The following is a 23,839-nucleotide window of genomic DNA, read 5'->3' as shown; positions in this document are numbered from 1 at the left end:
AGGCTGGCTTTGCCGCGCGCTTGTTTCAGCATCTTCGCGGCGCAGAGTACACCGCGCGTACGCGCGCTGATCGGGCGATTGACGTGCTAGGCAAACGAGCCGTCATCTCCGTACCGAAAATCCACCGTTCTCGCCGACCCGCGAATGGGTGCACCATCAGGGGAGAATGTTCCTCCAGAACGCGGGTCGTATCGGAAATGTCCCCAAGAAGAAGTTCCTCTACTCGCGCAAGGGCCCTTGGCCACAGCCCTCGCCCACCGAGCCCCTCGGCACCGCGCCCGAGGTGTTGCACCTCCCGTGGCAGGAGGTCCTCGACTTCCAGCTGCACATCGGCCTGCGCTACATGCGCGACCTGTTCGTGTGCGGGCCCGCCGCGCTGGTGAAGGCGCTCGGGTTCCGCGAGCTCCCCGAGATCCCCGACGACGCGCTGGCGAGCGCGCTCACACGCGGGCTCTACTCGCGTTTCCTCGCGCCGCTCGATCCGCCGGATCACGCGAAATTCGGCCTGGATCCCAGCGACGGCGCGCTCCGCTACAAGATCGACTTCACGCCGATCGCGAGAGTCGATCCGTACGAGGGCATGTACGTCGCGCCGACGATCACGCTGCTGCGTCGCGAGGGCCCGACGAGCCCCACGTTCGTCGTCGAGGCGGTCGCGATCGGCGAGACCGAGCTCGTGCTGCGCCCCGGTGACGGCGCGTCGTGGGAGCTCGCGAAGTACTTCGTCCTGCAGGGCTGCAGCTACGGGACGCTCTTCACCGAGCACCCCAACGTCCACTTCCCGTACGACACGATCAACGCGATCACGAAGGGCTCGATCCCGACCGATCACCTGCTCTTCCAGCTGCTGCACCCGCACCTGCGGTTCTCGCTCGTGCTCGACAATGCAGTGCTGCAGTCGCCCGCGTCGGTGATCAGCGAATTCCGACACACGATCTACGACCCGTTCACCGCCCGCGCGAGTGATGGGCTGATGTCGTTCTTCATCGCCGGATACAAGGGCATTCGAGACAATGCCGCATATCCCGGCTACCGATATGCCGACTCGATTGCCTCGCTCGGGCTGCCTCCGACGGACTACGGACGTTTTCTCGAGTCCTATTTCGGCCCGTTCCACTGGCTCACGCAGCAGGTCGTCGGCGCGATGGACGACGACGAGATGTCGTACTGCGAGGAGTGGGCGCGCTGGATCCGCGTGTGGATCGAGTCGTTCCCCGAGCTGCCGTACCGGCACGTCGACGCGGCCGGGAAGCAGCGCACGCGCGAGAAGCTCGCGTTCGCGCTCGCGGTGATGCTCTGGGACGTGACGGTCGTGCACTCGACCGATCACCACGACTTCGCGACCGACATCCCCGTCGAGTGGAAGTGCTTCCGCCTGCGCGTGCCGCCGCCGGTCGCGCGCGCCGGGAGCGCGGTGGATCGCGGCAAGCTCTCGCGGCGCATCGACCTGTTCAAGTCGCACCTCGCGCACCGCATGTTCTTCGCGCCGACCACGGTCACGAAGCTGATCGACACCGAGTACGACTTCGGCACCGACGCGCTGCGCGCCGTGCACAACGAGTTCATCGAGCGCCTGCGCCGCGTCGACGCGGATCTCCCGTCGCGCGGCATCAAGCGCTTCATCCCGCTCGGCGAGATCGCCGCGAGCATCCAGTACTAAAAGTCAGGCGCCGCGCACCAGCACGAGGCGCGTGTAGAGCAGCGCGAAGCCGGCGTTCTGCGCGTTGTGCTGCGAGCGCGAGCCGGGTTGGGTCGTCACGACCGCGAGGTCGCAGCCCGCCTCGGCCGCGTCGCGCAGTCGCGCGCGGAGCAGCGCGCTCTGCACGCCGCGGCGGCGATGCGCCGGCAACGTCGCCGCGCCCGCGAGCTGGGCGATCGCGCCGTTTTCGTCGCGATGCACGCGCAGGCTCGCGCCTCCCGCGATCGCGCCCTCGCGCATCGCGAGATAACGCCGGTAGCCCTGCGCGCCCGCGATGTCGTGGAACACCTGCACCAGCGCGTCGCGCGGGAACGCCTCGTGCGCCGCGACGTGCGCGCCGTCGGGGTGCTCGAAGCCGTTCACCACGGTGTCGATCCACGCGTCGCCCTCGTCGTCCCGCGCGCGCCGCACCTCGATCGCCGGCGGCGCGAGCGACGCGCGATCGAGCCGCATCCCGAGCACGTTCTCCGCTCCGACCAGCGTGTAGCCGCGCGCGATCAGCGCGTCCGCGCGCGACAGATCGGCGAGCGTCGAGAGCTCGAGCTGCACTGCGCCCTCGCGTGATCGCACCGCGTCCTCGAACCCGCGCAGCGCCGCGTCCTCGGCCTCCGCGTCGCCGAAGCCCCAGCCGATCACCTTGTCGAACGGCGATCCCCCGATCCACACGCCGACGCCGAGCCCACCGAGCGCACGCAGGAGCACTTCGCGTGTCCCGTGCGCCCGCACCGCTTCCGCGACCTCGCGGGTCAGCCCCGATTCCGCCGCTTCGATGCGGCGCGCCAGCACGACGTCGGCGAACATCGACCTCACCTCATCCGATCTTCGAGCACATCGTCTCGGCGCTCGACACCGTGAGCCCGCGGCCGGGCTCGATCTCGAGCGCCTTCACCACGCCGTCCTCCGCGTACAGCGCGAAACGCCGCGTGCGCGTGCCCATGCCGAAGCCCGATGCGTCGAGCTCGAGGCCGAGCTTCTTCGTGAGCTCCGCGTTGCCGTCGGCGAGCATCAGCACCTTGCCGTCGACCTCTTGGGCCTTGCCCCACGCGCTCATCACGAACGCGTCGTTCACGGCCATGCACGCGACGGTGTCGATGCCCTTCGCGACGAGCTCGCCGTGGCGATCGACGTAGCCGGGGAGGTGCTGCGCCGAGCACGTCGGCGTGAACGCGCCGGGCACCCCGAAGAGCACGACTTTCTTTCCTGCGAACACCTCGTGCGTCGCGAGCGGCTTCGGTCCGTCGGCCGTCATGTACATGAGGGTCGCGTCGGGGATGCGGTCGCCGATCTGGATCGTCATGGTCGTCTCTCTCCTTGGCGGAGAGGCATGACGGAAACGTCTCGCCCCGTCCAATCCCGCGCACCGTCGCGATCGCGCTCCTCGCGCTGATCGCGCGCGCACCCGACGAGGTGCGACCCACGCGCCGATGCAGGCGCGTCACCCACGTGCGCCCGCGCGCCTCGCGCGGCGCTCGCCCTTTCTGCTCTCGAGGTCTGGATGCTCGATCGTGGTCTCTCGTTCGGATCGTTCCTGCTCGTCGCGCTCGTGCTCGCAGGGTGCGAGTGCTCGAGCGGCGGAGGTGCGCGCGCCTGCGCGACGGCCGCCGACTGCAGCGGAGGCGCTGCGTGCATCGAGGGCGAGTGCGTCGCGCCGGGGGACGGCGGCACGAACGACGGGCACGACGGCGCGATCGAGGCCGACGCGCACACGCCGGGCGGCGATGCGAGCGGCCCGCCGTGCGACGAAGGAACGTGCGCCGGGGACGCGCGCTGCGTCGACGGACGCTGCGTCCCGTTCGGTCCGGGCGAGCACGACGAGACGTGCACGCGCCCCGAGAGCTCGGGCCCGGTGCGCCCGCAGATCCAGTGCGCGTTCGAGACCGCGCCCGCCGGCGATCCGCGCCCGGAGGCGATCCGCGCGCTCGGCACGCCGCTCGTCGCGAACCTCGGGATCGGCTCGCCCTCGCGCCCGAGCATCGTGTACGTCGCGGACTACGCGTACACCGACGGCACGCCGCGCGGCTGCACCTCGGGCGGCGTGCTGCGCGTGCTCGACGGCGCGACGTGTGTCTCGCAGGCGGTCTCGACCGACGTCGTGCTCGACTCGCCGGTCACGCCGGCGATCGGCGATCTCGATCTCGACGGTCGCCCCGAGATCGTCGCGGCCGCGATCGAAGGCGGTCTCGCCGCGTTCCGCGTCGCGACCGATGGATCGCTGAGCGTCGCGTGGCGCACCACCCTCGAGAGCGGCGAGCCCGACACCTGGGGCTCGACGCAGTGCCAGTGGGGCGCGGTCTCGCTCTACGATCTCGACGACGACGCGCGGCCCGAGGTGCTCTACGAAGGCGCGGTGTGGGACTCGAACGGCGTGCGCGTGACGACGCTGCCGGGCTGGGTGCACATCGGCAACGGCACGCCGGTGCCGGTCGGCGACTTCGACGACGACGGCCGCGTCGAGGCTGTCGCGGGCAACGCCACGTGGGAGTTCGACGCGACGACGCGCACCTTCGCGATCGAGAGCGGATTCTCGACGACCGTGCGCGCGGGGTTCACCGCGGTCGCCGATCTCGGCGACTTCCCGGCCGTGCGCGGCGACGCGCCGGGACGCCCCGAGGTCGTCACCGTGATGTACGGCGAGGTCTCGGTGCGCACCCTCGCGGGCGGGCTGATCGTCGAGTACGACCGCCTCTCCGAGGGCAACGGCGGGCCGCCGACGATCGCCGACTTCGACGGTGACGGCGTGCGCGAGATCGGCGTCGCGTTCGGCGACAGCTACGAGGTGTTCGATCTCGCCGAGGACGACGGCCGCCTCTGGAGCCAGCCCTCGCAGGACAGCACGAGCCAGCGCACCGGCTCGTCGGTCTTCGACTTCAACAACGACGCACGCGCCGAGGTGGTGTACGGCGACGAGTGCTTCGTGCGCGTGTACGACGGTACGACCGGCGACGTCGTGTTCTCGCAGGCGCGCTTCTCGTGGACGTGGACCGAGAACCCGATCGTCGTCGACTCGGACGCCGACGGATCGGCCGAGGTGATCATGGGCGCGAGCGCGTCGTGCAACCCCGGGTACTGCCCCGCGGTCGATCCGCTGTTCGCCGGTGTCGGCTGCGAGAGCGACGCGGACTGCGTGTCGGGCGCGTGCGACGAGGGCCTCTGCCGCTGCACCACCGATGCAGAGTGCGGCACGACCTACGGCTGCGTCGCGGCGATCGCGGGCACGCCCGGCGACGGCAACGTGTGCCGCGCGCAGCATCGCGACTGCGTCGCCGGCATCCGCGTGTATCGCGATGGGAGCGATCGCTGGCCCTCGTCGCGCACGATCTGGAACCAGCACGGCTATCACGTGACCAACGTCGAGGAGGACGGAACGATCCCGCGCACCAGCGAGATGCGCGCGAACTGGGCCGACGACGAGCTCAACAACTTCCGTCAGAACGTGCAGGGCGAAGGCGCGCGCAGCGCTGGGCCCGACCTCACGATCCAGTCGATCACCGCGCTGTGCAGCGTGACCGACGGCAGCACCGACATGCGCGCGACGTTGTGCAACCGCGGTCCGGTGTTCCTCGACACCGGCATCCAGGTCGTCTTCGATCAGATCGGCGACGACGGAGCGCGCACGCGGCTCTGCGACCTGCGCACGACCGAGCCGGTGGCGCCCGGCGTGTGCACGACCGTGAGCTGCACCGCGCCGGTGCCCGCGGACGGCGTGTTCGAGGCGACCGCGGATGACGCGCGCACGATCGCGGAGTGCCGCGAGGCGAACAATTCGGCGCGCGACGTCGCCGACTGTCTCGAGTGAAGCCCGAGAGCTCGCGATCGAGCGCCACCAGCGGCTCGATCGCGAGCTCTGCTCTATACCTGCGCCCCATGGGGCCCACCGTGCTCGTTCCAGCGCGCGCGTCACGCACGCGCGTCCGCTTTGGTGATCTCGCGCTCGCGCTGTTCGCGTTCGTCGCGATCGCCGGCGCTCACGCCGTCGTGCGCGCGCAATCGCTGCCCTCGACCGTTCGCTACGAGCTGTCGAACGGGCTGCACGTCGTGCTCGATCCGCTGCCGGGGCGCGACACCGTGACGGTGCTCGTCTCGGTCGACGTCGGGCGACGCGATCAGCCCGACGGCTGGACCGGGCTCGCGCACCTGACGGAGCACCTGCTCTTCCGCGGCACCGCGGCGGCGCCGGGCGACGTGTCGTCGCGGCTCGATGCTTGGGGCGCCATCGAGCACAACGGCGAGACCAGCGACGACTTCACGCGCTACTACGAGGTCGTGCCGCGCGGCGCGCTCGAGCGCGTGCTGTGGCTCGAGGCCGAGCGGCTCGCGCACGGCATGGACGCCGTCGACGACGCGGCGGTCGAGCAGCAGCGTCGAGTCGTCGATCGCGAGCGCGAGCTGCGGACCTGGGGCCGCGAAGCGGTCTGGGATCTCGTGCTCGGCCTGCTCTATCCGGCGGGCCATCCGTACTCGCGCGCGCTCGAGCGGCGAGACGACGTGCAGGCGATCCGCGCGACGCACGTGCACTCGTTCTTCCAGCGCCACTACGTCCCGGCGCGCATCACGCTCGTCGTGTCCGGCGGGTTCGATCCCGACCCGACGCGGGCATGGATCGAGCGCTATTTCGCGCCGCTGCGTCCCGCGGGCGCCGCGACGCCGCCGCCGATCGAGGTGCCGCCGCCGGTGCGCTTCGACGGCGAGCGCCGCGTGCTCGCCGAGGCGCAGCGGGCCGACGATCTGCTCTACGTGATCTGGCCCTCGCCTCCGTGGGGCACGGCCTCGGACGCCGCGCTCGACTTCGTCGCGAGCGAGCTCGAGCACCGGCTCGAGGAGCGCATCCGTGTCGCCGGCGGAGCGCTCTCGGTCGACGTGCGGCAGGACAGCGGCGCGTTGTGCTCGACGTTCGAGGTCGTCGTCACGGTGCCGCGCGGCCAGGGCACGCTCGCGTCGCTCGAGGCGCTCGACGCGGAGCTCGCGACCATGCGCGAGACGCCGATGGACGCGCGGGTGCTCGATCGCTGGCGCACGAGCTTCGTCGAGGGCGAGATCATGCGGCTCGACGACTCGCTCCAGCGCGCGCAGCGCCTCGGACAGCGGATGCCCGCGTTTCCCGGCGGGTACTTCGACGTCGGCGCGAACCTCGAGCGCTATCGCGCGGTGACGGCCGACGCCACGCGCGACGCTGCGCGCGAGTGGTTGCCGGCGGGACGCCGGCTCGTCGTGTCGATCGCGAGCCGCCGCGAGGCGCCGATCGAAGGGCGCATCATCAGCGAGCTGACGCTCGTCGACGGCGAGGTGCGGCCGTGACGCGTCTCGCGCTGCTCGTCGCCCTCGCGCTCGCCGGCTGCGGCACCTCGCGCGCGCCGCTGCCTCCTCCGGTGTCGCCGATCTCGGCGACGCCCGCGCTCGCCGCGCCGGACGACACCAGCGCGTGGGCCGCGCAGGTCCCCACGCTGCCCGAGATCCGCACGATCACGCTCGCGTCGGGCATCACCGTGCAGCTCGTGCCGCGTCACGACGCGCCGGTCGTGTACACGATCCTCGTCGGGCGCGGCGCGCACGGACGCACCGACGATGCGACCGCGGCGATCGATGCGCTCGTCGAGCGTGCGCTCGGCGCGGGGCTGCCGCGCGCGCTCGGCGAGGTCTCGCGCGACGATCACGTCGTCGCGGCGCGCGCGACGGGACGCGGGCTCTTCGTGTCGTCGGGCGTGGTCCCGACGGAGATCGATCGTGTGCTCGAGCGCTTCGCGCAGCTCGTCGAGGGTCGCGGCTTCGACGACGCCGAGATCGAGCGCTCGCGCGCGGCGCTGCTCGAGCACGCGCGCTTCGAGACCGGTCAGCGGCGGCGGCGCTCGCACCCGCCCGCGTCGGAGGAGCTCTTCACGCGCCTCTACGGCGAGGGCGATGCGCGCGTGGCCGCGTCGCGCATCCTCGCGGCGCGCGTCGAGCCGCTGACGCTCGCGCGCGTCCGCGCGCGCGTCGCGCAATTCCTGCGGCCGGAGTCGACCGCGCTGATCGTCGTCGGTGACTTCGATCCCGCCGATCTCGAGTCTCGCATCCGCGCGCGATGGGACGCGCTCGTCGCGCCGCCGAGCACGCCGCCCCGCGCGGCGCTGCAGGCGCCCGCGTTCCCGACGCCGGACCCGCGCCTCCGCATCTATCCGACCGACGACGATCCGCGCGCCGTGCTGCGCCTCGTCGAGCGCGGTCCACCGCGCGACCACGAGGACTACGCGGCGTTCTGCGTGCTCGCGCGCCTCGCGGGCGGGATGTTCAGCGCGGCGATCAACCTGCGCTTCCGCGAGCAGCGCGGCGACACGTACGGCGTCGCCGCGCGTGTGATCGACGAGGTCGACCACACGCTGCTCGAGATCCAGATGGTCGTGCCCGTGGCGACGGTCGGCGATGCCGCGTCGAACGTCGTCGCCGAGCTCGAGCGCCTCTCCGACGCGAGCCGCATCACGGCCGAAGAGCTCTCGCTCGCGCGCAACGTGGAGCTCGCGCGGCGCGCCGGGAGGTTCGACTCGGCGTGGGGCTCCGCGTACACGCTCGCGGTCGCGTTCATGGTGGGTGATGCGCCCGAGGCGATCCTCGCGACGAGCGCGCGCATCGAGCGCGTCACGGCGGAGGAGGTCGCGACGGTCGCGCGTCGCTGGGTGCGGCCGGACCACGCGCCGATGGTGATCATCGGCGCGTGGTCGTGGATGATCTCGCACCCGGTGCGCGTGCCGGGTGGGGTGAGCATCATCGGGCTCTGATCCGCGCGCCCGCGCTTGAAGCGCACGCGCGTCTGACCACAGCCTTCGCGGCATGCGACGCATGCACCTCGTCGAGCTCGAGGATCTCCCGTGGATGCCCGCGGTCATCCGCGACGGAGGCACCGACCTGCTCGACCTCGGGTTCGAGCGTGTCGGGTTCTATCGCGGCGTCGTCCCACGGCTGCGCGCGCTGCTCGCCGAGACGAAGCGCTCTCGCGTGATCGACGTGTGCTCGGGCGGCGGCGGCGGCGCGCTCTACGCGCACGGCGCGCTGCGCGACGCGGGCATCGAGATGGTGCTGACCGATCGATATCCCAACGAAGCGGGACGCGCGCGCGTCGCGTCGCGCAACGACGCGGCGCTGACCTATCGCGAGAGCCCGGTCGACGCGCTGCAGGTGCCGGCCGAGCTCACGGGTGTCCGCACGATGTGGGGCGCGCTCCATCACTTCCCGCCCGACGCGATCGCCGCGCTGCTCGCGGCGATCGTGCGCAGCGGCGAGCCCGTCGCGTTCTTCGACGTCGCCGCGTCGCCCGCGCTGCGCAAGCTGCCGGTCGTCTTCGCGCCGATCGCGATGAGCCTCAACATGCTGATGCTCTTCGTCGGCTCGCTCTTCCTCGTGCCGCTGGTGCGCCCGGTGCGCGCGTCGCGCCTCGCGCTCACGTACGTCGTGCCCCTGATCCCGATGCTCGTCGCGTGGGACGGCACCGTCTCGGCGATGCGCGCCTACACGCCCGACGAGCTCCTCGCGATCACGCGCGCGGTGCCGGGCGGCGAGGGATACGAGTGGCAGTCGGGCGTCGAAGGCAACGCGCTCTATCTCACCGGTCGCCCTCGCTGACCATCCCCGACCTGAACGTGCGCGCGGTGATCGCGCCGTGAGCCGTTTCGCCACGGTCGCGGTACCGACGCGACATGACGCTCTTCCGCCCGAATCCAGCGCTCTCGATTCCAGCGATCGCGCTGCTGAGCGGGTGCATCGGGAGCCTCGGCGACGGGGCCGCGGGTCCACGCGGACAGATGCGCGATCCAGGCGGGCCCACACGTCCCCCTGCGTGCGAGGACGCGCCGCGCGAGGCCGAGGTGCCGATGCGGCGCCTCACGCCGCGCGAGCACCAGGAGACGCTGCGCGCGATGTTCGGCGACGCCGCGCCCGAGGTGATCGATCTCCTGCCCGCGCCGTCGACCGGCTACGCGTACTCGACGTTCGCGGCCGCGCATCGGGTGGGCGAGACCGAAGCGCGCGCGCTGCTCGAGGCGGCCGAAGAGACCGCGATCGCGGTCGAGCCCACGCTGCCCGACTGCGCGGGCATCGCGATCGCCGAGTGCGCGCGCGCCACGATCGCGCCGTGGGCCACGGTCGCGTATCGACGCCCGCCGGAGAGCGAGGAGGTCGAGCGCCTCGTCGCGCTCGCGGTCGCGGCGAGCGGCGATGGTCTTCCGCCGCGCGAAGCGCTCGCGGTCGCGCTCATCGCGCTGCTCCAGGAGCCGCGCTTCCTCTACGTCGTCGAGTCGCGCGCCGACACCGAGACGTGGTCGCTCGACGCGCACGAGCGCGCGCAGCGCCTCGCGTACACGTACCTCGGCGCGCCGCCCGACGACGTGCTCCGCGAGGCCGCGGAGTCGGGTCTGCTCACGACGCCCGAGGGCATGCGCGAAGAAGGCGCGCGCATCACCGCCGACCCCCGCGCCCGCGCCACGTTCCAGCGCTTCGTGCGCGAGTGGCTCGGCATCGCGACGCTCCCCACCAGCCACTCCGCCGAGGTGCGCGCCGCGCTCGACGAAGAGCTGCGCCGCCTCGTCGACGAGGCGTGGGACGCCGACGACGGATTCGCGACGCTGCTCACCTCCGACGTCGCCCACGTCGACGCGGTGCTCGAGGAATTCTACGGACTTCCGCGCGAGAGCAGCGGGCCCGGCGACTTCCGACGCGTGACGATGCCGGGCACCCGCGTCGGTGTGCTCACGCATCCGCTGGTGCTCGCCGCTGCGTCGCACGGCGAGCAGTCGTCGCCGATCCTGCGCGGCAAGCTGATCCGCACGCGCCTCCTCTGCACGAACATGCCGCCGCCGCCCGTCGACGCGCAGGAGAGCGAGCCTTCGCTGCCCGCGACCGCGACCGCGCGCGAGCGCTACGAGGCGCGCATCGCGAGCTCGCGCTGCATGGGCTGCCATACGCTCCTCGATCCCGTGGGCTTCGGGCTCGAGGCGTACGACGGGCTCGGTCGCTTCCGCAGCGAGCTCGGTGGGCGCGCGATCGACGACGTCGGCGAGATCGCGGCGGGCGGCGACGCGAGCGGCACCTTCGACGGCGCGAGCGAGCTCTTCGCGCTGCTCGTCGCGAGCGACGACGCGTCGCGCTGCTTCGCGCAGCAGTGGACCGAGTACGCGCTCGGCCGCGAGGTGCGCGCGGATCTCACGTGCAGCGTCGGCGATCTCGGCGACGCGTTCGTCGGCAGCGGTCGCGCGATGCCGGTGCTCTTCGAGTCGCTCGCGACGCATCCCTCGTTCGTCGAGCGCCGCGCGCAGGAGGTCTCGCCGTGAATCGCTTCTCCCGACGTCAGGTGCTGCGCGGTGCGGGCGTCGCGCTCGCGCTCCCGCTGCTCGAGTCGCTGATGCCGCGGACCGCGCGCGCGGGGACGATGCCGACGCGCTTCGTCGTGATCACGACCGGGCAGGGCACGCTGCTGCCGCGCTGGACGCCGCCGGTGCGCGCGGGCGAGGCGCTCGAGCTGTCCGAGCTCCTGATGCCGCTCGCGCCGCATCGCGACGATCTCGTCGTGGTCTCGGGCATCGACAACTTGATGCCGCGCTATCACCTCTCGAACGGGCACAACGCGCCGGGGCACACGCTGCTCAACGCGCACCTCTGCACGTCGTCGGCGACCAGCGACGGGCGGCTCTTGCCCGAGGGATCCCGCAGCGAGGTCGCGCAGGCGACGCTGTGCGTCGGGCCCTCGATCGATCACCACCTCGCGGATCGCATCGGCTCGCCGCTGCCGCTCAACCTCGCGGTGAACGGCACGAACGCGGGCGAGAACCGCATGTACTACCGGGTCGCGCCGGAGAACAGCGCGCAGCCGAACGGCGCGCGCGCCGAGGCGCGGCTGATCGGCGATCCGGTGCGGGTGTTCGACGAATTCCTCGCGGGCTCGAGCGGCGCGCCGACGACGCTGCGCGAGCGACTGCGCGGACAGCGCGGCCGTGTGCTCGACGCGCTGGGCGGCTCGTACTCGGCGCTCGCGCGTCGGGTGAGCGCGGCGGATCGCGCGCGGCTCGAGGCGCACGCGGAGCGGCTCGCGGAGCTCGAGGCGTCGCTCGGCGCGCCGGCGATCACCTGCGACGATCCGACGCTCTCGCTCCCGCCGGGATATCCGAGCGCGGGGCGCTCCGATCTGCACTGGCGCGCGCAGATCGACGTGATGGTCACGGCATTGACGTGCAACGTGACGCGCGTCGCGTCGATCCACGACGCCGACTACCACGGCCCGTCGTTCGAGTTCCTCCAGGCCCCGATGCCGAGCGAGCTGATCGGCGCGGGCGCGCGCGCGCTGCCGGGCAGCGCGATCGCGGACTGGCACGCTCAGGTGCACGGCGACACCGGCGGTGCGCCGAACGAGAATGCCAATCTGATCGCGGGATTCACGTTCTACGCGACGCAGGTGTCGTATCTGCTCGAGCGCATGAAGTCGGTGATCGAGCCCGACGGGAGCACGCTGCTCGACAACAGCGTGGTGCTGTGGATCTCGGAGTTCGGCAACGGTGGCGCGCACTCGACGCAAGACCTGCCGGTCGTGCTCGCGGGGCGCGCTGGTGGTGCGCTGACGCCGGGCCGGCACCTCGCTCGGCCGGATCGGACGACTGGCGATCTGTATACGTCGATCCTTCGGATGTTCGGAGTCGATGTGGACTCGTTCGGGTTCGCGGGGGACTCGGATCTTCAGCACGGGGGAGTGGGCGGATTGTGAGGCTTCGGCTCTTCGGCGCTCATCGGAGTGGGCGGACTGTGAGGCTTCGGCGGGGGCGCGTGGCACCGCGTCCTCGCTAGTCCTGGCGCCTTCGTGCTCGGGAGCCGGTGAGACGTCGGGACGCGGGGTCGTCCTCGCGGCGCGCGCCTTCGCGCGCGCGACGCGAGGACCGGACACGAGCCGCGTGCCTTTGGGAGGGCGCTGCGGAATCGCTCGGACGCGGTGCCACGCGCCCTGCTGGTCAGGCGTCGGCACGCATGGGGGAACGCGCGCTCTCTTTGGGTGGGGTGGCGGTTCGCGCGGTCCCGCGGAGCGGGATCGCACGAACCGGGCTCGGGCTCGCCTTTCGGCCTCGCCCTGTTCGTTCGGGCTCGCCTTCGGCCTCGCCCCGATTCACCGCAGAGCAGAGAGCGGCAGAGGGCGCGCGCTGCGCGTATGTCGCATGTCGGTCGATTGGCCTTCTCCGCCCTGCGGCGCTTTGCGGCGCTCTGTGGTTCGCTCGATGAGTCGGCGCACGAGGGATCAGAACGTGCCGCGCACGACGAGGCGCGCGGCTGTGCCGTCCGCGACTGCGGCGACGTGCGTGCGTCGGGTGATCGAGAACGGCAGTCCGATCGCGAGCGTCGCGGCGCCCGCGAGCTGCATCACGCCCATGCCGATCGCGAGCGCGGGCTCGACGCCGGGCTCGGAGAGCATCGCCCACGGGCCGATGATCGGGAGCAGCGACCAGCCGAGCGCGCCCGGTGCGGGGCCTTCGCAGCCGGGGTGCCGCGAGGCGAGCGGGCAGTCGTCGTCGTACGCGTCCCACGTCGCGACGAGCGTCGTCGCGTAGCCGCCGAGCAGCAGCGCCCCGCCGATCACCGCGGTCGCGACGATCGGGGTCGGGTCGAGCGGCGCGAGCGCGAGGTGTGGGCTCGGTTCGAGGTGCGGTCGCGCGATCTCGGCGCGCGCCCGCGGCGTGATCACGAGGACGAGCAGCGCGGCCGCGAGGCCGCACGCACGAGCGAAGAGCGTGTGCACGTCAGCGCGCTCAGCAGCGCTCGTGCCACGTGATCACGCGCGCGCTCGTGCATGCGTGAGGACCGCGCGGCGGGCCATCCGTTCACGATGTGCATCGGCGTCACGCCGTCGGAGCACGCGCGGTGCGCCCACACGAGCTGCTCGTCGCGCTCACGCGGCGTCGTCGTCTCTCAGCCGCGCTTGATCGCGCCCGGCGACACTCCCACGTAGCTCTTGAACGCGCGGCTGAACGCGGCCTCCGACGAGTACCCCAGCTTGCCCGCGACCTCGCCCAGCCCCGCGCGATCGCGCGCCAGCATTCCGTGCGCGATCTGCATCCGCCACCGCGCGACGTACGTCATCGCCGGCTCGCCGAGCAGCTCGGTGAACCGCGCCGCGAACGCCGAGCGCGACATGCCCACCGCGCGCGCCAGCGCCTCGAGCGTCCACGGGCGCGACGGCTCGCGATGCACCAGCGCGAGCGCGCGCCCGATCTGCGGATCGCGCAGCCCCGCGATCCATCCCTGCTGCTCGCGCGGCGCGCGCTCCATCCACTCGCGGATCGCGTGCACGACGAGCAGGTCCGCGAGCCGCGCGAGCATCGTCTCGCCGCCGGGGCGCATCGCCTTCGCTTCGTTCGCGAGCAGCTCGAGCGTGGTGCGCATCCACTCGTGCTCCGGCGCGCTCGACGCGCGCACGTGGATCACGCGCGGGAGCAGCTCGACCAGCACACGCGCGCTCTCGTGCTCGAACCGCACCGAGCCGCACACGAGGCTCGTCGGCGCGCCGCCCGTGCCGTGTACGAGGTACGCGTAGCGCTCGCGCACCTCTTCGTGCGGCAGCTCGTCGATGCGGAACGCGCGCGCGCCCGGCTCGCTCACCAGGCGATGACCACGATCGTGCGGTACGAGCGCGAGATCGCCCGCCTCGAGGCGCAGCGGCGGCTCGCCCTCGAGCTCGAGCCATCCGCCGCCCGCGGTCACGACGTGGAAGCTGAGCGTCTCGTCGATCGCGGGCAGCGCGAGCCCCCACGACGCGGTGAGCTCGGAGCGGCAGCAGAACACGCCGCTCATGCGCAGGAACCCGAGCGCGTCGCCGAGCGGATCGATCGGCGCGAACACGTCGCGGACCTTCATGCGCACGAGCATGCGCGAAGGTGGACGAACGAGCATCTCGTGTGGACGCGCGGTCAAGGCGGGGATCGCGCCATCGGCCCAGGTTCTCCGTGTCGATGCGACGGACGTCGCGAGGAGGACGAGATGAAGGTGCTGGTGTTGGGCGCGACGGGCGGCTCGGGTCGTGCGGCGGTCGATGCGCTGCTGCGCGCGGGGCACGAGGTGACGGCGTTCGTGCGCAAGCCCGAGCTGCTCGAGGCGCGGCCCGGGCTGCACGTCGTGGTCGGCGACGCGACGCGCGCCGAGGACGTCGAGCGCGCGGTCGCGGGGCACGACGCCGTGATCGTGACGCTCGGGATCCGCGAGAACGCGGTGATGGTGCGCCTGCGCGGCAGTGCGGGGACGCCGATCGACGTGCGCTCGGTGGGCACCGCGAACGTGATCGCGGCGATGCGCGCGCACGGCGTGCGGCGCCTCGTGGTGCAGACGACGTACGGCGTCGGCGAGACGCGGAACGCCCTGCGCTGGATCGACGCGATGCTGTTCCGCGTGCTGCTGCGCGATCAGATCGCGGACACCGAGGAGCAGGAGCGCGCGGTGCGCGCGAGCGGGCTCGACTGGGTGCTCGTGCAGCCGGTGCACCTGACCGACGCGGACCGCGAGGAGACCGTGTTCGCCTCCGCGCGCGGCGAGGCGCGCAAGATGACGATCTCGCGCCGCAGCGTCGGGAAGTTCCTCGCGGAGCGCGCCGCGGGCGGGGCGAGCCGGGAGTCGATCGCGCTCTCGACGGCGTGAGCGCAGGAAGAGAGAGGACCGCCGAGGAGGGCCGGAGTCGGTACGAAGGCAGGAGAGGCTCTCCGAGGAGAACCCTCCGCTCCGCCGCGGTTCTCCTGCGCTCCTCAGCGGGTCGGGGCTCCTGCTTTCGTGATCGTGACGCGATCGAGCAGCTCGGCCGGGAGCTCGAGGCGGACCCACCAGCCGTCGGCGCGGCGCGTGGGGACGACGGTGAGCTCCTTCTTCGATGCCTTCTCGAGCTTCGCCTCGATGCGCGCCGCGGCGGCGCGCGCCTCGTCCTCGCCCGGGCGCGACGAGCGCTTCTTCGTGCTGCGAGCGCGCGCGTCGCGCGCCGCTCCTTCGATGCTGCGCGCGGTGTGCTGCGAGAGCGGCTTGCCGTCGATCGACGCGTCGGTGCGCGCGAGCGTCTCGGCCTGGTCGTCGGCGCTCGTCGCGTCGACCAGCTGGATCACCGAGCGCGCGCGCTCCGAGCCCAGCTTCACCGCCATCTCGCGCGAGAGATGCTCGGGGATGCGCACCAGCTCGAACGCGGTGCTGCGCGAGAGCGAGGTCCGGCTCTCGACCACCTCGGCGAACGAGCTCGCGCCCAGCGCCGAGTAGATTTCCTTGCGCTGCAGCACCTGGAGCGCGAGCGCGATGTCGTAGAACGCCTCGGCGATCTGCTCGACCTTGCGCCCGATCAGCGCGAGCGCGTCGTCCCCCTTCTGCTTGTTGCGCTGCACGGCGGCGCGCGCGGTGCGTGCGATCAGCGAGAGGTCTTGCTTGCTCGCCGCCTTCTTCTTCGGCGTCGCGGCGGGCTTCTTCGTCGTGACCTTCTTCTGCTTCTTCATGGCGCGACTCTATCGCGCGATGCGGCGAAGGACGGAGTCCACGCCGTGGACTTCCGAGTCCACGCACGTGGACTTCCGAGTCCACGCCGTGGACTCCGTCAGCGCCCGATCACGCGATCGAACGTGTCGCGGGTCGGGAGCTTCTTGTACTCGCGGAGCTCGTCCGGCATCACGCGCAGCGCCTCGCGCACCACCTCGCGCTGCGCGTCGTCGAGCGTCGCGACGTCGTAGAGGTACGTGCGGATGAGGAACACGCTCGCGCCGTCGAGCGGCACCGTGATCTGTCGCTCGACGCGCAGCCATGCGCGCACGGCGTGCTCCCAGTCGCGGCGCAGGCCGGAGTCGGGATGGTGATCGAGCGCGTCGTCCGCGGAGAGCGTCCACACGAAGCGCACGTAGGGGCCGCGACCGATCATCGAGGAGACCATGCTGCGCGAGACGCGGTCGTCCTTCGCGAAGCCGGGCACCGGCGCGTGGATGCGCGTGAACGACGCGCCCGCGAGGAGCTCGGGGCGCCACCCGCTCGGGAAGCGCACGTCGAGCGCGACCGCGCGTCCCTCGCCGCCGCCGTGCTCGAGCACCGCGACGTCTTCCTGCACCGCGCGCGCGATCGCTTCGATGGGATCGCGCGCGTCGTGATCGGCATCGGCGTCGCGCAGCGCGTCGGGCGCTTCGCGCGCGAGCGTCTCGCGCATCCAGGTGATCGCGGACTGGCGCGCGCGGTTCGCGAGATCGTCCCCGCCGGCGATCACGTGACGGCTCGGCGAGGTGGCGCGCTTGGCGGCGAGGTAACGCGGGCGCTCGTCGTCCACCTGGAAGAACAGACGATCGCGCGCGCCGTTGCCGAGCTCGGTGCCGAAGCGGATCAGGCCCGCCTGCATGCGCAGCGGAGCGGGCTCGACGGGGAAGTAGCGCGCCGGCGCGGTCACTCCCCGAGCATGCATCGATGGGCGCGATCGAAGCAGGGAATCACCACGGAGGACGCGGAGGGCCGCAGAGGGGATTGCGCGGCGTCAGCGCCGACACGACGTCGGGAGCACGTTCTCGTCGAACTGGCCCTGCACGTTGCCCGGCGGATCGTAGTTGCACACCCAGACGTCCATGCCGTTGCAGGTCGAGGTGCCGCAGCCGACGCGCGCGGTGCCGCGCCACACGACCTGGGTGAAGTGCCCGGTCTGCATCGAGAAGCGACCGTTGCGGAAGCGATAACGCTCGCGCTCGCGGTGCCACATGTCGACGACCGCCTGGGGAGAGAGCGTGCCGCTGGTGCCCGCGGCGAGGTTCTCGCCGTACGGCGTGCGGTTGTGCTCGAAGGCGCAGCCGCGTCGCGCGAGATCGTCGGCCCACGACTGCGCGGTGCGCGCCAGCTCGTCGGACCACGAGAGCGGCGGCGCGCAGTGCTCGGCGCGCCGCGTGTTGTGCGCGTCGAGGACGGCGCGGAGGCGAGGATCGGAGGGCGCGTCGCTCGCGCTGGTGTCGCCGCCGGGCGCGATGCTCGGAGACGTGGAGCGCGTGGTCGCGGTGTGCTGTGCGCAGGCGGTGAGGAGGAGCGCGAGGGCGAGGAAGCGGCGCATGAGGAGAGGGTAAAACGGCGCGGGAGAGGGTGTGCTCGACGAATGGGGAGGTTCGTCGACGTCGTCGTGGTCGTGGTCGTGGTCGTGGTCGTGGTCGTGGTCGTGGTCGTGGTCGGCCGTTGCTCTGGCGCTCGCGAACGAGAGATCGACCACGACCACGACCACGTTCACGACGACGACCACGTGGGGCGTCACGAGCGTCAGTCGTAGATGCGCGCGCCGAGGAACACCGTGATCGCGCTGCTGCCCCACTCGCTCTGCGGCACTCCGGCGACCGGTGCGGTGCCGAACGGGACCGAGCCGTTGAGCAGCAGCGTGAGCATGTCGCTCGCGATCCAGGTGAACGACGTGAGCACCATGCCCGAGCCGTCGACCGGGCTCTGTAGCCACGACGTGCCCACCGCGAGCTCGTCGGTGAGCTCGGTGTTCAGCGCGAGCGCGATCGCGTGGCGGCCGAGGATCTGCGAGTCGCCGCGGAGGAAGCGCGCCTGGAACGCCGGGTCCGCGAGGATGCCGGGACGCGCGCCGATGTCGTCGATGCCGAAGCCCGAGTAGTGGTACTCGAGCGCGACGCGCAGCCCGCGCCACACGTCGATCACGTACGAGCCGCCGATCAGCGCCTTCATCACCACGCCGCGCGTGCCCGCGAGACCGCCGTCGACGCCGCGGCCGTCGGTGCCGAAGAACGCGAGCTCGCCGTGCGCCTCGGCGTCGCCGATCGTCGCGCTCACGGTGCCGCCGACGATCGTGTCCTCGCCGCGGCGTCCGACCAGCAGCTCGCCGTCGACGTCGCCGATCGTCGCGCGCAGCCGGCCGATCAGCGACCAGCTCTCGAGGTCGCCGCTCTCGACGTTGCCGAACACCGCGATCAGATCGCCCGAGAGCGTGCTGATCTCGGGGATGCGCAGCTCGGCGTGCACCGCGTCGACGCCGCGGCGCCACTCGCGATCGATCTCCGCGGGCGCGAAGGGCGCGAACAGATCCACCGCGCTGAACATCACGCCGCGGCCGAGGCCGATCGCCTGGCGTCCGACCGTGAGCTCGAGGAAGGGCAGGTGCACCGAGACGAACGCGCGGTCGAGCTCGTGGCGGTGCGCGTACGAGGGCGCGTCGTCGACGATCGCCCAGTCGAGCGCGGCGAGGCGGAACGGCGGCGTCGCCACCGAGGGCAAGAGGCCGAACCCGATGCCGGTCGACGACGCGGCGAGCGCGCGCTGCTCGTACGCGACCTGCGCGCTGACGTACTCGCCGAGGCGCGCGCCGAGCTCGAAGCGCAGCCGGAAGAGCGCGGCGCCGCCGGGCTCTTCGTCGATCGTGGGATCGTCGGCGGGGAACGCGAGCAGCCAGCTGCCCTTGAGCGAGCTGCGGAGCACGAGGCGGAATTCGCCGTCGTCGCTCTCGAAGAGATCGCGCGCGTGGGCCGTCGTCGTGGTCAGCAGGATCGCGAGCGCGATCGCGGCTGGGGCTCTCATCGCTTCTTCTCGGGTCGTCTCCCCGCGACGCCGAACGTGAGCATCTCGGAGAGCGAGCGGACGAACGCGTCGAGCGAGCGTCCGCTGCGCGTGCGCTCGTCGAGCAGCATGCCCGCCGAGAACCCGACGCCGATGATCACCTCGGCGCGCTCGCGCTTCTGCTCGTCGGTGAGCACACCGGGCACCGCGTCCTCGATGAGCTCCATCAGGAACTCCGCGCCCTCGGCCTGGCGCTGGGTGATCGCCTCCATGCCGATGTCCTCGAGCGCCGCCCAGAGCTCGCTGTCGCCGGTCAGCATGCGCGCGACGAGCGGCATGTCGCGCCCGCTGGTGAACGTGATCTCGAGGTAGCGCAGCAGGCGCTCGCGCTTGGGGATCGAGCCGTCGAAGAGCGGCCCGAGGCGCTTCATCAGGCCGCGCTTCTCGAGCGCGATCGCGGCCTCGAGCAGCGTGCCCTTGTTGGGGAAGTAGAGGTAGACCGTGCCCTTCGCGACCTCGGCCTTGCGCGCGACGTCGTCGACGCTGGTCTTGCGATAACCCTGCGCGAGGAAGAGCTCGTGCGCGGCGCGCAGGATGCGGCGGCGCTTGCGCGCCTGGGCCGAGTCGTCGTCCTCGTCCCCGAGGTAGTGGCGGAACCGGCGCTCGAGCTCTTCCTTCGTCCACTTCGTCGTCATGCTGCGCTCGCGCGATCCTTGGTCTCGTCGGAGACGATACGCCCGTCCTCCATGCTCACGATGCGCGTCGCGTGCGCGACGATGCGCGGGTCGTGGGTGCTGAAGACGAATGTCGTGCCGTGCTCTTCGTGGAGGCGGCGCATCAGCAGCATCAGCTGCTCGGCGCTCTTGCCGTCGAGGTTCGCGGTGGGCTCGTCGGCGAGCACGAGCTCGGGGCGCGACGCGACCGCGCGCGCGACCGCGACGCGCTGCTGCTGTCCACCGCTCATCTCGTTCGGGCGACGGTTCGCGAGCTCGCCGAGGCCGAGCGAGAGCAACACGTCGAGCGCCCGCGCGCGGCGCTCGCGCGCGCCCATGCCCTGCAGCTCGAGGATCAGCTCGACGTTCTCCGCGGCGGTCAGCACGGGGACCAGGTTGTACGCCTGGAACACGAAGCCGAGCGACGCGAGCCGCAGCTTCGCGCGCGCGGCCTTGCTCAGCGCGCCGAGCTTCTTGCCGAGCACCTCGACCTCGCCGCTCGTCGGGCGATCGAGCGCGCCGAGCAGGTTGAGCAGCGTGGTCTTCCCGCTGCCGCTCGGGCCGACGAGCGCCATGAAGTCGCGCGCGTGCACGGCGAGATCGACGCCGCGGAGCGCGTGCACCTCGAGCGCGCCGGTCTTGAAGGTCTTGGTGACTTCGGTCGCAGTGGCGAGGAGGGTCATCGGTCGACTCGCAGGGCAGAGGCCGGGTCGGTGCGCGACGCGAACCAGGCGGGGTAGAGGGACGCGACGATCGTCGCGATCAGCGAGAGACTCAGCGCGGTGGGCACCAGCCACGCGCCGAACGCGGGGTGGTAGATCGGATCGATCAGCACGCCGCCGAACGCGAGGCCGTCGCGGCTCGGCATCATCGACGAGAGATCCACGCCGGCAGTGGCCCAGCGATGGAGGATCGGGCTCGACCACGCGAGCGCGAGCAGCGCGCCGAGCGCGCCGAGGATCAGCCCTTCGGTGACCACGACGCGCACCAGCGACCGACCGCGCATGCCGATCGCGGCGAGCACCGCGAGCTCCTTGCGTCGCTCGAGCACGCTCGTGAGCTGCGCGCTCGCGACGCCGAGCAGCACGACGATCAGCACGATCGCGACGGCGACGTTCGTGAACGCGCGCCCGCTCTGCAGGCGTGCCCGGAACTCCGGCGAGATCTCGAGCCACGAGAGCACCTCGCTGCCCTCCGGCGTGGGGATCGCGGCGCGCGTCGTCTCCAGCGTCGCGAGATCGTCGAGCAGGATCGTGATCTCCGCGAACCCTTCGCGCCCCGAGAGGCGCTCGACGTCGGAGAGCGCGACGTGCGCGATCGACTGATCGATCGGACGGCTCCCGGTGTCGACGATGCCGACCACGACGAGCAGCGCGCTCTGCATCTCGCCCTCGTCGTCGACCACTGTCACGACGAGCTCGTCCTCGAGCTGCGCGCGGAGGCGGTGCGCGATCGCGCGCCCGAGCACGATCGCGCCTTCTTCGCCGGGCGCGAGATAGCGGCCCTCGGCGACGCGCTGCACGTAGCGGAGCGCGCGCGGCTCGGTCTCGGGATCGACGCCGGTGAGCGAGACGTGGGTGCTGCGGGTGCCGAGCCCGAGCAGGCCCGAGGTGCGCGCGCGCGGGGTCGCGATCGCGACGCCCTCGGTGGCGCGGACGCGCGCGAGCAGATCGTCGTCGCCGGACAGCCGCAGCGCGTCGTCGCGGCGCTCGTTCCATCCGCGCGGCGCGATGCGCAGGTGGCCGAGCCCACCGCCGGCGATGGCGTCGACGCTCATCGCCTCCTGGCCGCCGACCCACGAGAGCGCGACGAGCCCGACGCCGACGCCGAACGCGAGACCGACGATCGAGATCAGCGTGCGCCGCGGGTTGCGGCGCAGGCTGCGCAGCGCGTAACGGGTCGCGGAGGAGCGGATCATCATGAGCGCATCGCCTCCATCGGCTCGAGCCGAGCGGTGAAGAGCGCGGGCCAGAGCGCGGCGACGATCGACACGATCGTCACGCCGACGAAGCCCGGCACGTAGTCGCTCGCGTCGAGGTACGGGAAGAGGAACCCCGAGAAATTCACGCCGAACACGGCCATATCGACCGACTCCTCGGCGCCGGGCGCGAGCGGGATCCCGACCGCGCCCTGCCACGCGACGAGCAGCCCGCCGAGCACGCTGCCGATCGCGACGCCGAGCACGCCGAGCGCGACCGCCTCGGTGAGGATCATCCGCACGAGCCGCAGCGGCGTGGTGCCGAGCGAGAGCAACATGCCGAGCTCGCGGCGGCGCTCGAACGTCGCCATCAGCATCGTGTTCGCGACGCCCGCGGCCGCGGCGACGAACACGATCAGCAGCACGAACGTGCCGAAGACGTCGGACTGATCGAGGAGCGCGGTCATCTCGGGCGCGAGCGCGCGCCAGGGGAGCACCTCGAGCTCGCGCATCGCCGGGAGCGCGGTGATGCGCGCGGCGAGCGCGTCGGCGCGATCGCCCGATCCGGCGCCGCGGATCGTGAGCTCGTGCGCCATGTCGGGCATCGCGAACGTCTCCTGCGCGGTCGCGAGCGGCATCACGATGCCCGTTCGGTTCACGAGATCGAACGGCGTGTGGAGGATCCCGGCGACGGTGACGAGATCGTTGGCGAGCGATCCGTCGGCGCCCGAGCCCACGAGCGCGAGCTCGTCGCCGACCTCGATGCCGGCGTCGCGCGCGAGCAGCGATCCCACCAGCACGGTGCGCCCGCGCGGTCGGCGATCCTCGGGCATGCCCGCGAGCAGACCGCTCTCGGCGGACTCCGCGTCGACGTCGACGCCGACGACGATCACCGCGTGACCATCGACGTCGCGCGCCGCGAGCGCCGGTGCGTAGACGCGCGCGTAGGCCTGGGCGACGCCCTCGGTCGCGCGGAGCGCTTCGAGGCGCTCGGTCGCGCGATCGATCACGAGATCGGGCGCCTGCTCCTCGCGCCATCCCGGCGCGTGCACCTGGACGTGGCCCATCAGCGGACCCGTGAGCGCGTCGATGGTCCAGTCGTTGCGCGCGTTGAGCAGCCCGGAGGAGAGCAGCACCGCGCACTGGGCGATCGCGATCGCCGCGAGCGTGAGCGCGGTGCGGCGACGGCTGCGACCGAGGTTGCGCCACGCGATGCGTGTCGTGGAGTCGATCATCGGCGCTGCTCGAGCTGGGTGAGCGAGAACGTGCTCTCGGGCACGGCTGCGTCGAAGTCGATGTCGAGGTAGCGCATCTCGGTGCGATGCCCCTCGCGATCGCGCGGCTCGAGGATCATGCGCGTCGGGATGCGGCGACCGTCGAGCTCGCGGACGTCCTCGAAGCGCATGACGCGCGCGAGCTGCATGCGGCGATCGAAGTGGCGCGCCTCGATGGGCAAGAGCGTGCCCTCGGCGACGACGAACTCGATGCGCCGCCACAGCCCGACGACGCCCTCGCGCGCGTCGTAGCGGACGAGCCATCCGCGCGGGCTCTCGCTGCGCCCGACGATCGAGCCGGTGAAGTCGGTGCGGTACGAGGTGGACTGGGTGAGATCGTCGTTCGTGAGATCGCTGCCCATCCAGCTCGAGAGCATCATCGAGGGCGGCACGCGGATCGTGCGCGAGATGCGCGGCATGTAGTTCCAGAGGTTGCGATCGACGCGCAGCGTCGCGGTGCCCTCGTCGCGCGCGGGGGCCTCGATGACGACGAGCGCGCGATCGGTGCCGCGTGCCCAGCTGCGCATGCGCATCGTGCGCGTCTGGCGCGGCGTGACGACCGTGAGCTCGATGCGCGCGACGGTGCCGCTCGAGCGATAGAGGTCGTCGAGGCGGCGCGTGATCGTCGCGAGATCGGGCGCGGCGTCCTGGGCGTGCGTCGGCGCGATCGCCGCGACGAGGAGCGCGAGTGGGAGCGCGAGGGCCGCGAGGGTTCGCATGGTCTCACCTCGTGAATGGGACGAATGACCAATTG

The 23,839-nt window shown here is 72.0% G+C and carries 21 protein-coding genes; 8 read left to right on the top strand and 13 right to left on the bottom strand.

The features are described from left to right. Nucleotides 1-166: 166 nt before the first annotated feature. Complete coding sequence (locus tag DB32_RS39730; protein ID WP_053237869.1) at nucleotides 167-1,660, top strand: hypothetical protein; 1,494 nt, start codon at nucleotides 167-169, stop codon at nucleotides 1,658-1,660. A gap of 3 nt (nucleotides 1,661-1,663) precedes the next feature. Here DB32_RS39730 and DB32_RS39725 read toward each other — a convergent pair whose 3' ends face one another. Continuing rightward, a complete protein-coding gene (locus DB32_RS39725; RefSeq protein WP_053239112.1) occupies nucleotides 1,664-2,500 on the bottom strand; it encodes a GNAT family N-acetyltransferase in 837 nt (278 codons plus the stop codon). 10 nt (nucleotides 2,501-2,510) lie between these two features. Then, a complete protein-coding gene (locus DB32_RS39720) occupies nucleotides 2,511-2,996 on the bottom strand; it encodes a peroxiredoxin (protein WP_053237868.1) in 486 nt (161 codons plus the stop codon). A 198-nt stretch (nucleotides 2,997-3,194) separates the two neighbouring features. On the opposite strand from DB32_RS39720, the gene DB32_RS39715 reads away from it, so the two are divergent. The 6 genes from DB32_RS39715 to DB32_RS39690 all read left to right on the top strand — a co-directional run bounded on the left by DB32_RS39715 (nucleotide 3,195) and on the right by DB32_RS39690 (nucleotide 12,416). Continuing rightward, entirely contained in the window at nucleotides 3,195-5,495 is a 2,301-nt protein-coding gene (locus DB32_RS39715; RefSeq protein ID WP_053237867.1) for a hypothetical protein, read from the top strand. After that, a complete protein-coding gene (locus tag DB32_RS39710) occupies nucleotides 5,492-6,994 on the top strand; it encodes a M16 family metallopeptidase (RefSeq protein ID WP_157070141.1) in 1,503 nt (500 codons plus the stop codon). Before DB32_RS39715 ends, DB32_RS39710 begins: the two co-directional genes overlap by 4 nt. Continuing rightward, entirely contained in the window at nucleotides 6,991-8,448 is a 1,458-nt protein-coding gene (locus DB32_RS39705) for a M16 family metallopeptidase (RefSeq protein ID WP_053237865.1), read from the top strand. The genes DB32_RS39710 and DB32_RS39705 overlap by 4 nt, the downstream gene beginning before the upstream one ends. Nucleotides 8,449-8,500: 52 nt before the next feature. Then, entirely contained in the window at nucleotides 8,501-9,289 is a 789-nt protein-coding gene (locus DB32_RS39700; RefSeq protein ID WP_053237864.1) for a class I SAM-dependent methyltransferase, read from the top strand. A 74-nt stretch (nucleotides 9,290-9,363) separates the two neighbouring features. Then, entirely contained in the window at nucleotides 9,364-10,992 is a 1,629-nt protein-coding gene (locus DB32_RS39695) for a DUF1588 domain-containing protein (RefSeq protein WP_053237863.1), read from the top strand. Beyond that, on the top strand, nucleotides 10,989-12,416 hold the full coding sequence (locus tag DB32_RS39690; RefSeq protein ID WP_053237862.1) for a DUF1552 domain-containing protein: 1,428 nt from the start codon (nucleotides 10,989-10,991) through the stop codon (nucleotides 12,414-12,416). Before DB32_RS39695 ends, DB32_RS39690 begins: the two co-directional genes overlap by 4 nt. Before the next feature lie 522 nt (nucleotides 12,417-12,938). On the opposite strand, the gene DB32_RS39685 is transcribed toward DB32_RS39690, so the two are convergent. After that, the gene (locus DB32_RS39685; RefSeq protein ID WP_053237861.1) at nucleotides 12,939-13,436 is read right to left on the bottom strand and encodes a hypothetical protein; all 498 of its coding nucleotides are present in this window, start codon (nucleotides 13,434-13,436) and stop codon (nucleotides 12,939-12,941) included. Between the two features lie 170 nt (nucleotides 13,437-13,606). Next, the gene (locus tag DB32_RS39680) at nucleotides 13,607-14,551 is read right to left on the bottom strand and encodes an AraC family transcriptional regulator (RefSeq protein WP_053239111.1); all 945 of its coding nucleotides are present in this window, start codon (nucleotides 14,549-14,551) and stop codon (nucleotides 13,607-13,609) included. Nucleotides 14,552-14,674: 123 nt separating this feature from the next. On the opposite strand from DB32_RS39680, the gene DB32_RS39675 reads away from it, so the two are divergent. Then, nucleotides 14,675-15,325 carry an NAD(P)-dependent oxidoreductase gene (locus DB32_RS39675; RefSeq protein ID WP_053237860.1) on the top strand — a complete coding sequence of 217 codons (651 nt, stop codon included), beginning with the start codon at nucleotides 14,675-14,677 and terminating at the stop codon, nucleotides 15,323-15,325. A 104-nt stretch (nucleotides 15,326-15,429) separates the two neighbouring features. Here the strand turns inward: DB32_RS39675 and DB32_RS39670 are convergent, their stop codons facing one another. From DB32_RS39670 to DB32_RS39630, 9 genes are all read right to left on the bottom strand, one after another. Continuing rightward, complete coding sequence (locus DB32_RS39670) at nucleotides 15,430-16,155, bottom strand: hypothetical protein (protein WP_053237859.1); 726 nt, start codon at nucleotides 16,153-16,155, stop codon at nucleotides 15,430-15,432. Nucleotides 16,156-16,253: 98 nt separating this feature from the next. Continuing rightward, nucleotides 16,254-17,099 carry a heme-dependent oxidative N-demethylase subunit alpha family protein gene (locus DB32_RS39665; RefSeq protein WP_083458354.1) on the bottom strand — a complete coding sequence of 282 codons (846 nt, stop codon included), beginning with the start codon at nucleotides 17,097-17,099 and terminating at the stop codon, nucleotides 16,254-16,256. A 69-nt stretch (nucleotides 17,100-17,168) separates the two neighbouring features. Beyond that, a complete protein-coding gene (locus tag DB32_RS39660; RefSeq protein WP_053237857.1) occupies nucleotides 17,169-17,729 on the bottom strand; it encodes a CAP family protein in 561 nt (186 codons plus the stop codon). 200 nt (nucleotides 17,730-17,929) lie between these two features. Further along, nucleotides 17,930-19,201 (bottom strand): hypothetical protein, encoded by a 1,272-nt coding sequence (locus DB32_RS39655; RefSeq protein WP_053237856.1) that lies wholly within the window; start codon nucleotides 19,199-19,201, stop codon nucleotides 17,930-17,932. Continuing rightward, the gene (locus DB32_RS39650) at nucleotides 19,198-19,875 is read right to left on the bottom strand and encodes a TetR/AcrR family transcriptional regulator (RefSeq protein ID WP_053237855.1); all 678 of its coding nucleotides are present in this window, start codon (nucleotides 19,873-19,875) and stop codon (nucleotides 19,198-19,200) included. The genes DB32_RS39655 and DB32_RS39650 overlap by 4 nt, the downstream gene beginning before the upstream one ends. Next, a complete protein-coding gene (locus tag DB32_RS39645) occupies nucleotides 19,872-20,576 on the bottom strand; it encodes an ABC transporter ATP-binding protein (protein WP_053237854.1) in 705 nt (234 codons plus the stop codon). The genes DB32_RS39650 and DB32_RS39645 overlap by 4 nt, the downstream gene beginning before the upstream one ends. Further along, nucleotides 20,573-21,811 (bottom strand): ABC transporter permease, encoded by a 1,239-nt coding sequence (locus DB32_RS39640; protein ID WP_169791704.1) that lies wholly within the window; start codon nucleotides 21,809-21,811, stop codon nucleotides 20,573-20,575. Before DB32_RS39640 ends, DB32_RS39645 begins: the two co-directional genes overlap by 4 nt. After that, complete coding sequence (locus tag DB32_RS39635) at nucleotides 21,811-23,046, bottom strand: ABC transporter permease (RefSeq protein ID WP_053237852.1); 1,236 nt, start codon at nucleotides 23,044-23,046, stop codon at nucleotides 21,811-21,813. Before DB32_RS39635 ends, DB32_RS39640 begins: the two co-directional genes overlap by 1 nt. Then, the gene (locus DB32_RS39630; RefSeq protein WP_053237851.1) at nucleotides 23,043-23,804 is read right to left on the bottom strand and encodes an outer membrane lipoprotein-sorting protein; all 762 of its coding nucleotides are present in this window, start codon (nucleotides 23,802-23,804) and stop codon (nucleotides 23,043-23,045) included. Before DB32_RS39630 ends, DB32_RS39635 begins: the two co-directional genes overlap by 4 nt. Nucleotides 23,805-23,839: the final 35 nt, after the last annotated feature.

It is taken from the genome of Sandaracinus amylolyticus (assembly GCF_000737325.1).
GTDB lineage: Bacteria > Myxococcota_A > Polyangia > Polyangiales > Sandaracinaceae > Sandaracinus > Sandaracinus amylolyticus.
Note: the sequence above shows the minus strand (reverse complement) of the source record. Positions and strands in the feature narration are given on the sequence as shown.

Bases quoted from the DNA above. Each gene is read 5' to 3' on its own strand.
- DB32_RS39720 (WP_053237868.1), bottom strand. From the start codon at position 2,996: ATGACGATCCAGATCGGCGACCGCATCCCCGACGCGACCCTCATGTAC.
- DB32_RS39650 (WP_053237855.1), bottom strand. From the start codon at position 19,875: ATGACGACGAAGTGGACGAAGGAAGAGCTCGAGCGCCGGTTCCGCCAC.
- DB32_RS39670 (WP_053237859.1), bottom strand. From the start codon at position 16,155: ATGAAGAAGCAGAAGAAGGTCACGACGAAGAAGCCCGCCGCGACGCCG.
- DB32_RS39725 (WP_053239112.1), bottom strand. From the start codon at position 2,500: ATGTTCGCCGACGTCGTGCTGGCGCGCCGCATCGAAGCGGCGGAATCG.
- DB32_RS39635 (WP_053237852.1), bottom strand. From the start codon at position 23,046: ATGATCGACTCCACGACACGCATCGCGTGGCGCAACCTCGGTCGCAGC.
- DB32_RS39655 (WP_053237856.1), bottom strand. From the start codon at position 19,201: ATGAGAGCCCCAGCCGCGATCGCGCTCGCGATCCTGCTGACCACGACG.
- DB32_RS39730 (WP_053237869.1), top strand. From the start codon at position 167: ATGTTCCTCCAGAACGCGGGTCGTATCGGAAATGTCCCCAAGAAGAAG.
- DB32_RS39640 (WP_169791704.1), bottom strand. From the start codon at position 21,811: ATGATCCGCTCCTCCGCGACCCGTTACGCGCTGCGCAGCCTGCGCCGC.
- DB32_RS39700 (WP_053237864.1), top strand. From the start codon at position 8,501: ATGCGACGCATGCACCTCGTCGAGCTCGAGGATCTCCCGTGGATGCCC.
- DB32_RS39680 (WP_053239111.1), bottom strand. From the start codon at position 14,551: ATGAAGGTCCGCGACGTGTTCGCGCCGATCGATCCGCTCGGCGACGCG.
- DB32_RS39665 (WP_083458354.1), bottom strand. From the start codon at position 17,099: ATGCATGCTCGGGGAGTGACCGCGCCGGCGCGCTACTTCCCCGTCGAG.
- DB32_RS39695 (WP_053237863.1), top strand. From the start codon at position 9,364: ATGACGCTCTTCCGCCCGAATCCAGCGCTCTCGATTCCAGCGATCGCG.
- DB32_RS39660 (WP_053237857.1), bottom strand. From the start codon at position 17,729: ATGCGCCGCTTCCTCGCCCTCGCGCTCCTCCTCACCGCCTGCGCACAG.
- DB32_RS39630 (WP_053237851.1), bottom strand. From the start codon at position 23,804: ATGCGAACCCTCGCGGCCCTCGCGCTCCCACTCGCGCTCCTCGTCGCG.
- DB32_RS39675 (WP_053237860.1), top strand. From the start codon at position 14,675: ATGAAGGTGCTGGTGTTGGGCGCGACGGGCGGCTCGGGTCGTGCGGCG.
- DB32_RS39715 (WP_053237867.1), top strand. From the start codon at position 3,195: ATGCTCGATCGTGGTCTCTCGTTCGGATCGTTCCTGCTCGTCGCGCTC.
- DB32_RS39645 (WP_053237854.1), bottom strand. From the start codon at position 20,576: ATGACCCTCCTCGCCACTGCGACCGAAGTCACCAAGACCTTCAAGACC.